The organism is Acinetobacter sp. YT-02 (assembly GCF_002412355.1).
In the GTDB taxonomy this organism is placed as follows: domain Bacteria; phylum Pseudomonadota; class Gammaproteobacteria; order Pseudomonadales; family Moraxellaceae; genus Acinetobacter; species Acinetobacter towneri.
Map to the genome: position 1 here is coordinate 1 of NZ_NOZT01000076.1, position 8,434 is coordinate 8,434.

An 8,434-nucleotide genomic window follows, 5' to 3' on the forward strand; every position below is an offset into this window, starting at 1 on the left:
TTCTTCATTAAAGTACGTGTATGACGTCGTCCTATATGATGCCCTTGACGATTCAACAAATCACGCATCATACGGCTACCTGCAAAAGGATATTGCATATGTAATTCATCAATACACCGCATCAGCTTCAGATCTGATGAGCTAACAGATTTTGGGCGATAATAATAACAACCACGGGAGACTTTCAGCAGCTTAGCTTGCTTAGATACTGAAATCTGAAGTGAGTCGTCGATTAACTTTTGTGGTTGAAGCGGCCCAGTTTCTTCAACACACCTTCTAAAAAATCAATTTCTAATGCCTGCTCACCGATTTTTGCATGTAGCTTTTTAAGATCAATGGTGGGTTCTGATGGAGCTTTTGATTGATCGAAAGCTTGCGAGGAAGCTGAGATCAATTGATTTTTCCAGTCAATAATTTGGTTTTGATGAACATCAAATTCAGCACTCAATTCAGCAAGTGTTTTCTGCTTTAATCGCAGCAAGTGCTACCTTAGCTTTAAAATCATTTGAATGATTTCTTCTTGGTCTACGTGCCATAAAATACTCCATATATTGATGTTTATAACATCATTTGAGGAGCAGAATATCACTTATAGGAGTTGTTCAAATTTCCTGATCCATCTCTGATTTCGAATTACTCGAAGGTGCTGGATACGTTCGCATAAAAATTAATGCTGAACTTCAAAAAGTTTTAGATCGATGTAAAGACGATGTGGTTAGTCCTTTTATCATCCATCGTGTGCCAAAAGGTAAAACCAAAAATAAAAGCCAAACCAAAGCACATTGGACGCAACTCGAAGCGCAATATGTTTCACGCTAATTTCTTAATGCTGTTAAGAAAGCAAATGCCTATCCTGAATTAAGCGGTAGACAGTTACCAAGCTTCCATGAGATCAGAGCATTAGCAATTCACTTGCATAAAAAAGCAGGAAAATCCGCTCAAACATTAGCAGGACATGCCTCAGAAAAAATGACAGAGAGATATGCATCTGGTCATGAAATTATATGGAATGATGCAGATATAGGAATCGATTTACCGTTTTCAAACTAAGCTCCTTCGGGAGCTTTTTTATTGGCTCTGCTGACACAAAATAGCCTTGCAAAACTATATTATAAGTCCTTGTTTTACATAGTTTACATAAGCACCCAAATTGACATATTTCTCAATAACTTTAACCCTATTTTTATTTTTAAAATCAAATAGTTAATTTATTGTGAACGATACAATAAATAAATTGAGAGCATTGAAAATTTCCGTAGTTAAGATATTGAGTTGCTTATAAAAAAATTAAATTTTGCAAAATAAATGCAAAACTTTAGCAAAACAGTATTTTGAAGTATTGCGTATTCTAGCAATTATGGCAGCTTAATCAATGTAAGTTGAATAAGGAACGGGCATAAAAGAAAGCATCTAAAAGTGGTTAATGCGACTAAATGACGGGTTTTGAACTATTACATTTAGATAGCACCTTGTAGCAGCCTATTCTGCCGTTATGCAAATTATGTCTTTACACCAACACATAAATTTAAAATCGTATTAGGATGAATTACCCCTCTACATTCAAATTAGGTGCAATAGAAAACCCAGCATTTAGGCTGGGTTTAGTATATTTTACTTGATTAATGCAACGCCATTTCCGCGCTTTTAGCTAAGAATGCCGAACGGCTTAAATGTTGTTTTTTTGCAACAGCATCAATACGTTTCACTAAAGCTTCTGGCATGCTGATATTAATACGAATAGACTTTGTATTTACTTTTGTTGTATCAATATCAACTAACAACCAAAACCCCCCCTCAAATCGCTCATCACCTAACCATTGCTCTGGGCTTGATGGTTCTGGTAACGGAATATCTTCACCATCAAAGTGAACTTCAACCGCTTCCTGTGCCATGCGCTGAATATCTTGCATCTCATCTGCTGCGCTAAAGCATCCATCAAAGTCAGGAAAGGTTAAACCGTATGCGCTATCTTCATCTTTGTGAACATATACTGGATATAACATTTTTACCTCCACTCCCAACCAGCCTGTTTATATATATTGCGTAGAGTTCCTATTGGCATATCTTTACGTGGATGTGGTACCACAACATGTCCAGGCTTTTCAGGATGCTTATACTTTTCATGGTCGCCTTTACCACCCACTTTGTACCAGCCTTCCTGCTCAAGACGCTTAATAATGTCTTTGCTGTTCATTGTGTAATTATACACAACATAATTTTAATAAGAAAGAATACTTCAAAGTTTCACTGATTTTTATAAACAAAGTCTGTGTTTATCTGTCATCTTGAGCAGACAAACACAGACCTCTCAATTTACTTAAAACTGACTATTTGGTATTCGGAGCAATCATCTGTTCAGGACGTACCACTTCATCAAACTGCTCTGCTGTGACCAAATTCAGCTCTACTGCAACTTGCTTTAAGGTTTTATTTTCCTTATAAGCTGTTTTTGCCACCTCCGCTGCATTCTCATAACCAATTACAGGATTCAAAGCGGTCACTAACATGAGTGAATCATGCAAAAAGTGATCTATTTTTTCACGGTTTGCTTGAATGCCAACGGCGCAATGCTCATTAAAGCTATTACATGCATCGCCCAAGAGTTGAATAGATTGCAATAAGTTATATGCAATTACTGGCATAAATACATTCAGCTCAAAATTGCCCGATGCACCAGCCACGTTAATTGTGGTGTCATTGCCCAATACCTGTGCAACTACCATGGTCATTGCTTCGCTTTGTGTTGGATTAACCTTGCCCGGCATAATACTTGAACCAGGTTCATTTTCTGGAATACGCAGCTCACCAAAACCACAACGCGGGCCACTGGCTAACCAGCGAATATCATTCGCAATTTTATTTAAACTCACCGCCAAAGTTTTTAATGCACCTGAAGCAAATACCGCAGCATCACGCCCCGCCAAAGCCTCAAACTTATTTGGTGCAGTCACAAATGCTAAGCCTGTTAGCTGTGCCAATTGCTCCGCTGCCTGTACCGCATAATCAGGATGTGCATTTAAGCCTGTACCGACTGCTGTACCGCCCAATGGCAACTCATACAAGCCTGTTAAAGCCTGTTCTAGACGTTTTAAACCATGATCTAGCTGCGATACATAGCCACTAAATTCCTGCCCTAAAGTTAATGGTGTCGCATCTTGTAAATGTGTACGTCCAATTTTGACAATTTCAGAAAATTCTTCACTTTTCGCATGCAACGTATCGCGCAAACTCTTTACTGCAGGAATGAGCAGTTCATTAATTTGCAAACTCGCTGCCACATGAATTGCAGTTGGAAAAGAATCATTGGTCGATTGGGCGCGGTTGACATGATCATTCGGATGTACAGGCTTTTGTGCACCTAAAGGATTCCCCAGTTTTTGATTGGCGATATTGGCAATCACTTCATTACAGTTCATGTTACTTTGCGTACCCGAACCTGTTTGCCACACCACCAAAGGAAATTGACTGTCCCACTGCCCTGCAATGACTTCATCTGCTGCACCGACAATGTACTGCGCCAACTCTTGAGGGATTTGCCCTAAGTTTGCATTGGTGATTGCCGCAGCTTTTTTAACCAAACCCATAGCGCGAATCATGGCGCGTGGTAAACGCTCATTGCCGATTTTAAAATTTTGTAAGCTGCGCTGAGTTTGTGCGCCCCAAAGCGCGTCATTCGGAACTTCAACCTCACCCATGGTGTCATGTTCAATACGTGTTTGCATGTTCAGCCTCATTCCTTCGTGATTTCAATGATGTCATGTGCTCTTATCTCGATCTTATAAAAAACAGACAGCCTAGTAAATGATAATTATTATCAATAATTCCGTTGCATTGTATCTGTTTCAGCTATGAGGCTTCGTGAATCGCATCTCAACGAATTTTATAGCGCTTACTTTTAATGCTTAAGCGTATTTTGATAAAAACGCCATTCATCCTCTAGCATTTTTTCCAGACTACGTTTTGGCTGCCAGTGTAAATACTGTTGTGCCTTATCTACGACTGCACCTAACTGATCTAACTCAGGATATTCATAATGAATTGCAGGAACTGTAGCAATTTCAGTGTCAGTGACTTCACTAATACGTGCAAGTAATTGTTGAATTGAAACCACTTCTCCCGCAATATTAAAAGCTTCACAGCTATGCGTTTGCTCAAATAACCAATGCAGGCTTGCAATCACAGCATCACAGGCATCGAGTACGTGCACAAAGCTACGTTCTACAGTTTGATCTGCAGTATTAGCTTGCTGACGTAATTCAATCGCTTCACGCTGCTGTACTGCGACTTGCATCGCCAAAGGAATAATATTTTTAGGTAACGGAGCAACGACTTCACCTAAAATGCCGTGTTCAAATGCACCTGCTATATTACTCAAGCGCAAAATAGCAATATTCCATTCATTATCGGTTCTAAAAGTATCGCGGATGATTTCTTCAACCATCTGCTGAGATTTCACATACGGATTGGCATAGGTGTAATTAAAACTCTGGCTTTCTTCCAGATTCAATCCTGACTTGCCATAGACCGCTATACTTGAAAGATGCACTAAACGACGCACACCTGTACGTTGCATGGAACGCAATAAACTCATAATACAACTGACGTTATCGTTATAATATTCCAGTGGTTTAAGCACCGATTCTTCTAAAGATTTAAACCCTGCACAATGCACCACCGCAATAATCGAATATTGTTCAAAAACTTTGTTCAGCGCAGGCGTATTTCTTACATCCAGTTTGGCAAAAGGCACATAACGCCCTGCAATATATTCAAGTCGCTCTAAAGTCTGCATACTTGCATTGGATAAATTATCTACAATAATGACCTCTTGCCCTTGAGCCATTAGGCTTAATGCAATGTGTGAGCCTATAAAGCCTAAACCACCAGTCACTAAAATCATTTATACTACCTTTTTTTATAAAGTCTGAATGCGCCTTGGCACATTGCATTAGTGAATTTTGATGAGCACCTTATTACTAATAACCTCCGCACCAACCTCTATTCATGCATGGCATGCACTCGGTCTTGCTCAAACCTTACAACAGAAAAATGAGGCTTTTCGTGTGTTTTTTTATCAAGATGGCGTTGCTGTAGCGAATGAGTTGCAATGGGTACCCGATGATCAACGCAACCTCAAAACAGAATGGCAAAAATTGTCTATTCGTTTACCCGTATGTGTAAGTGCCGCACTGGCACGTGGTATTAGCGATGCAGACAATGCCAAACGCCATCAACTGAGCCAACACAATTTAGCCGCAGGCTTTGAATTGGTTGGCTTGGGCGAACTGGCCGATGCAGTGCAAAGCACAGAACGCCTGATTCAATTTTAAGCGATTCATTTTGTAAATCTGTTGCATTTAAAAGGTAAATTGTGTGAAAACTGTACTCGTGGTTTTACGTCAGGCCAATTTAAACAGCTTACAAGTGCATGAAAGCTTGTCTGCAACAATGGTACTGGCAACTTTTGGTTGTGAAGTCAAAGTGTTATTACAAGATGCGGCATTAAGCCTATTACAGTCGGAACTGGCATTTGATTCACTAAAACATGCTTTTAAAGTGGCATCCAACTTGGTTGATAGCTTTGAGTTTTATGACCTCAGCCCAATTTTGATTGAAAATAAACATGCTAACTCGCCGTTTATCAAAAATACGGTACATGAGATTGAATGGGTGGAACTGAATCGGGAGCTGATTCAAACCTTTGATCGAGTTTTATATTGGTAGGCTGATCGGTGGTTTAACAATCTGATTGATCATTTGACCATATCTAAACATCTAAAGAGAAAAGCATGTCTGACGCAAATTTATATTTAATCCAAGCGAGCTTTGATAGCACCGCAACAATTTTAGCAGAGCTAAATGCCTTGTATGCTCCGCAAGACAGCGTTGTACTTATGGGTGATGCGGTATTGCATCAGCAACATCCACTCTGTGCCCAGCTAGACAAAATATATGTACTGGAAAATGATGCAGAACTATTGAATGGTCATTTGGCGGAAAATGTACAGCCGATTAATTATGCAGCTTTTGCAACGCTGTGTTTAGCACATCAGCGCTGTATCAGCTTAAAATAGCAAGCCGTAATGATATGAAACCAATGCAAAGCATTTTTAAGGGTGAATGAAACAAGAGATGACACTAGAATTAGATCAAGATGGACATTTGCTGGATTACACTGTCTGGAATGAACAAGTGGCGCAAGAATTGGCGCAAAGTTTAGAGCTTGAACTCACAGCTTGGCATTTTGAAGTTTTGCACGCTGTACGCCAATTTTATCAGCAATTTGGACACTCACCTGCAACCCGTCCTTTAATCAAATTTTTAATGAAAACTGTAAGCCCAGAGATTAACAACGCTGTTTTGCAGGAAAAATTTAATACAGGTTTGGTGGCACGGCATTTAAGTCGTTTAGCGGGTATTCCTAAACCAGCCAACTGCTTATAGACAAACTGTTGCTGATTAATACAGCACTGATTTAGGCTTGTTTTAAATTCTGCTGTGCTTGGATGTACTGATAATACACTGGGGTAAAATGTGGTTTTACTTGCTTGGCATGCAGTTCTTCACCACATTCCGAACATACCACGACAGGTTGAAACGTCTTAGCACAATTTTTATGGATGTATTCCACAGGCTTACCTAAACCTTGATCCATCCATTTATCTGCCCAATTTGCCATAGACAGCATTAAGGGATAAAGCTCCAAGCCCTTCTCTGTCAATTTATATTCAAAACGTTCTTGGCGCTCTACATAAGGCACTTTGACTAAAATTTCATGTTCCACCAAACGCTTTAAACGATCTGACAATACATGCCGCGTTACGCCCAAATGTTGTTGAAAATCATCAAAGCGACGCATGCCCATAAAGGCATTACGAATAATCAGCATCGTCCAACGGTCACCAATCACCGACAAGGTTCGTGCAATCGAACAAGGCTGCTCGCCAATTTCATCCCATTTCATCTATGTCGCCTATCCCTCAGTTCACTACCTGCAAGTTAAAAGATTCTACAGTCTTTGCAAAGTTAGTTTTGCATGAAAATTGATAAAAAATGAAGTATGACTTCACAATCTGCTTAAAAGGAATCCCCAGTTTTTGGGGTTTTATACGCCTGCATCTTCAATCTTTAAATTTGCTATTCACTTATAAGGCAGATCACACTATTTAGATGTAGCTCCTGCACAAAAAACTTGTTCAGTCATACCTGAAGCCGTGAAACTGTTGTGCTGCTGTTCTAAATAACGCTTTGCCACCATTAACATCACAGGTGCAGGATACAAGTTTGGATTGTACTCGGAAATTTCAGCAATATTTTTATAGGCGTGATAGCGTGCACAAAATGCCTGTTTTTGTTGTTCTGCCGTTGCTTGGCTCGTAGGATCATCCAATATTTTTTTGCTGTCATTCACAATTTGCGTGTATTGATTTAACAAATCTTGATATTGTGTTTGGGTCAACCCATTGGCTGTATGTGGAATTGTAATAGGTGTAGATGATGCTTCAAGTGCCAACTGCTGCGCTTGAATACCTTGTGCCATTACGCTCAGACTTTGCAGTCCAAGCATAATGCTCACCGATATTTTTGCCATGTTCGACATGCGCATAAGCTTAAGACTCATCGCCTTCTTTCCAGACATCTTCATAGTCATCAGCATCAATCATAAAGCGGTAGCCTTGTTCTAAAGCCAAGTATGGAAGCACGTCAGGCAAAATATCTTGCAACTCGCGCACAGGCATGGTTTCAAAGTTCACTTCATCTTCACCCAATTCACCGCCATAAATGTACCACGCGACTTTTTCTTCACCTTCTGGCGCTTTACGCAAGCCCACAATTGGGTCTTTATTTAAGGTCTGGACTGCAACTGCGACAACATCATCGCCACTCACTGCAATATAGGCTGAACCAAATTCTTCACAGAGCAGTTTTTGTTCTTCTATCAATTCTGCCAAGGCTGAGTTTTTTTGCTTTTGCTGTGGTTTAGACATGACAATTCTCTAAGATAAGCTGTGAGTATTCTAACGAGATTGTACAGATAGAAAATCTTTATTTTTATCCACTGGAGCGAATAACCTCGTGGTTCAGCACGAGGATATAAGCGATTGGAGTAAACCATATAAACGACACGAAATGTCGTTTTAAATACTTGTAATATAGTCACTATTAAGAAAAATACTGTTAAAATAATTGGATGAAGACACTCAAATTACGCATAAAAGACAAACATTGCAAGGTGCTAAATCAGTTAGCATCCGAAGTAAATTTTGTCTGGAATTATGTCAATGATTTGTGTTTTAAGCATCTGCAACGTAAACAACAATTCTTTTCAGCATACGACCTTGCAAAATACACGAAAGGCGCATCGAAAGAATGCAACTTGCACAGTCAAACTATTCAGGCAGTGACAGAAGAATTGGTCACAAGACGCAAGCAG

Annotated in this window: 11 protein-coding genes and 3 pseudogenes; 6 read left to right on the forward strand and 8 right to left on the reverse strand. The window is 39.6% G+C overall.

From position 1 onward, the window contains the following. A pseudogene (locus tag CF596_RS13860) lies at positions 1–548 on the reverse strand (IS3 family transposase); the annotation flags it as partial. Positions 549–624: 76 nt separating this feature from the next. Between CF596_RS13860 and CF596_RS13865 the strand changes: the two are divergent. Next, a pseudogene (locus tag CF596_RS13865) lies at positions 625–1,050 on the forward strand (tyrosine-type recombinase/integrase); the annotation flags it as partial. 569 nt (positions 1,051–1,619) lie between these two features. On the opposite strand, the gene CF596_RS13870 reads toward CF596_RS13865, so the two are convergent. From CF596_RS13870 to CF596_RS13885, 4 genes are all read right to left on the reverse strand, one after another. Continuing rightward, entirely contained in the window at positions 1,620–2,003 is a 384-nt protein-coding gene (locus tag CF596_RS13870) for a type II toxin-antitoxin system HicB family antitoxin (protein WP_004973564.1), read from the reverse strand. Positions 2,004–2,005: 2 nt separating this feature from the next. After that, the gene (locus tag CF596_RS13875) at positions 2,006–2,194 is read right to left on the reverse strand and encodes a type II toxin-antitoxin system HicA family toxin (RefSeq protein ID WP_004973562.1); all 189 of its coding nucleotides are present in this window, start codon (positions 2,192–2,194) and stop codon (positions 2,006–2,008) included. A 133-nt stretch (positions 2,195–2,327) separates the two neighbouring features. Continuing rightward, positions 2,328–3,722, reverse strand: coding sequence for a class II fumarate hydratase (gene fumC / locus CF596_RS13880; RefSeq protein ID WP_096902814.1), 1,395 nt, complete (start codon positions 3,720–3,722; stop codon positions 2,328–2,330). Between the two features lie 173 nt (positions 3,723–3,895). After that, complete coding sequence (locus tag CF596_RS13885) at positions 3,896–4,900, reverse strand: SDR family NAD(P)-dependent oxidoreductase (protein ID WP_096902815.1); 1,005 nt, start codon at positions 4,898–4,900, stop codon at positions 3,896–3,898. Positions 4,901–4,961: 61 nt separating this feature from the next. On the opposite strand from CF596_RS13885, the gene tusD reads away from it, so the two are divergent. The 4 genes from tusD (at position 4,962) to CF596_RS13905 (ending at position 6,444) form a co-directional block, all read left to right on the forward strand. Further along, a complete protein-coding gene (gene tusD, locus CF596_RS13890) occupies positions 4,962–5,330 on the forward strand; it encodes a sulfurtransferase complex subunit TusD (protein ID WP_096902816.1) in 369 nt (122 codons plus the stop codon). A 43-nt stretch (positions 5,331–5,373) separates the two neighbouring features. Next, positions 5,374–5,724, forward strand: coding sequence for a hypothetical protein (locus tag CF596_RS13895; RefSeq protein WP_004973555.1), 351 nt, complete (start codon positions 5,374–5,376; stop codon positions 5,722–5,724). 65 nt (positions 5,725–5,789) lie between these two features. Further along, on the forward strand, positions 5,790–6,074 hold the full coding sequence (locus CF596_RS13900; RefSeq protein WP_096902817.1) for a DsrH/TusB family sulfur metabolism protein: 285 nt from the start codon (positions 5,790–5,792) through the stop codon (positions 6,072–6,074). 58 nt (positions 6,075–6,132) lie between these two features. Continuing rightward, positions 6,133–6,444: a TusE/DsrC/DsvC family sulfur relay protein gene (locus CF596_RS13905; RefSeq protein ID WP_026438386.1), complete on the forward strand. Its 312-nt coding sequence runs from the start codon at positions 6,133–6,135 to the stop codon at positions 6,442–6,444. Between the two features lie 31 nt (positions 6,445–6,475). On the opposite strand, the gene CF596_RS13910 is transcribed toward CF596_RS13905, so the two are convergent. From CF596_RS13910 to CF596_RS13920, 3 genes are all read right to left on the reverse strand, one after another. Continuing rightward, positions 6,476–6,964, reverse strand: a complete 489-nt coding sequence (locus tag CF596_RS13910) for a helix-turn-helix domain-containing protein (RefSeq protein ID WP_004973550.1) — start codon at positions 6,962–6,964, stop codon at positions 6,476–6,478. 198 nt (positions 6,965–7,162) lie between these two features. Then, the gene (locus CF596_RS13915; RefSeq protein ID WP_026438387.1) at positions 7,163–7,621 is read right to left on the reverse strand and encodes a hypothetical protein; all 459 of its coding nucleotides are present in this window, start codon (positions 7,619–7,621) and stop codon (positions 7,163–7,165) included. Further along, positions 7,611–7,988 (reverse strand): hypothetical protein, encoded by a 378-nt coding sequence (locus CF596_RS13920; protein WP_096902818.1) that lies wholly within the window; start codon positions 7,986–7,988, stop codon positions 7,611–7,613. The genes CF596_RS13915 and CF596_RS13920 overlap by 11 nt, the downstream gene beginning before the upstream one ends. Before the next feature lie 203 nt (positions 7,989–8,191). Between CF596_RS13920 and CF596_RS13925 the strand changes: the two are divergent. Further along, a pseudogene (locus CF596_RS13925) lies at positions 8,192–8,434 on the forward strand (RNA-guided endonuclease TnpB family protein); the annotation flags it as partial.

What these genes read in the sequence shown, in the direction of transcription:
- CF596_RS13870 (WP_004973564.1), bottom strand. Translation starts at nt 2,003, where the DNA reads ATGTTATATCCAGTATATGTTCACAAAGATGAAGATAGCGCATACGGT.
- CF596_RS13875 (WP_004973562.1), bottom strand. Translation starts at nt 2,194, where the DNA reads ATGAACAGCAAAGACATTATTAAGCGTCTTGAGCAGGAAGGCTGGTAC.
- fumC (WP_096902814.1), bottom strand. Translation starts at nt 3,722, where the DNA reads ATGCAAACACGTATTGAACATGACACCATGGGTGAGGTTGAAGTTCCG.
- CF596_RS13885 (WP_096902815.1), bottom strand. Translation starts at nt 4,900, where the DNA reads ATGATTTTAGTGACTGGTGGTTTAGGCTTTATAGGCTCACACATTGCA.
- tusD (WP_096902816.1), top strand. Translation starts at nt 4,962, where the DNA reads ATGAGCACCTTATTACTAATAACCTCCGCACCAACCTCTATTCATGCA.
- CF596_RS13900 (WP_096902817.1), top strand. Translation starts at nt 5,790, where the DNA reads ATGTCTGACGCAAATTTATATTTAATCCAAGCGAGCTTTGATAGCACC.
- CF596_RS13905 (WP_026438386.1), top strand. Translation starts at nt 6,133, where the DNA reads ATGACACTAGAATTAGATCAAGATGGACATTTGCTGGATTACACTGTC.
- CF596_RS13910 (WP_004973550.1), bottom strand. Translation starts at nt 6,964, where the DNA reads ATGAAATGGGATGAAATTGGCGAGCAGCCTTGTTCGATTGCACGAACC.
- CF596_RS13915 (WP_026438387.1), bottom strand. Translation starts at nt 7,621, where the DNA reads ATGAGTCTTAAGCTTATGCGCATGTCGAACATGGCAAAAATATCGGTG.
- CF596_RS13920 (WP_096902818.1), bottom strand. Translation starts at nt 7,988, where the DNA reads ATGTCTAAACCACAGCAAAAGCAAAAAAACTCAGCCTTGGCAGAATTG.